This is a genomic window from Streptomyces sp. SID12501 (assembly GCF_010550245.1).
GTDB lineage: Bacteria > Actinomycetota > Actinomycetes > Streptomycetales > Streptomycetaceae > Streptomyces.
Genome location: NZ_JAAGLU010000428.1, coordinates 1 through 513 on the forward strand (window position 1 = coordinate 1; position 513 = coordinate 513).

Genomic DNA, 513 nt, shown 5'->3' on the forward strand with positions numbered 1-513 from the left:
GACGGGCACGGGCCTGACGCTGGTGGCCGACGGCGAGACGAGCCACCCGTTCACGATCGCCGCGGACCTGTACGCGCAGCTGCGGTACGACGCGCTCAACTACTTCTACCTCGCGCGCTCGGGCACCGACATCGAGGCGTCGATCGTCGGCGAGCAGTACGCGCGCGAGGCGGGGCACGTCGGCGTCGCCCCGAACCAGGGCGACACCGCGGTGCCGTGCATCGGCCCGCGCGACTACTACGACGGCTGGACGTGCGACTACACGCTGGACGTGAGCGGCGGCTGGTACGACGCGGGCGACCACGGCAAGTACGTGGTCAACGGCGGCATCGCGGTCGCGCAGCTGCTGTCGACGTACGAGCGCACGCTCACGGCCGCGACGGCGCGGCCGGGTGCGCTGGACGACGGCACGCTCGCCCTGCCGGAGCACGGCGACGGCGTCCCCGACGTGCTCGACGAGGCGCGCTGGGAGCTCGACTGGATGCTGCGGATGGTCGCCCCGTCGGGCGAGTA

The 513-nt window shown here is 72.9% G+C and carries 1 protein-coding gene; it reads left to right on the plus strand.

The annotated features are described in order from the left end of the window. Positions 1-513 (plus strand): glycoside hydrolase family 9 protein (locus tag G3I71_RS46595; RefSeq protein ID WP_203733104.1); only part of this gene is annotated, 513 nt, incomplete at both ends.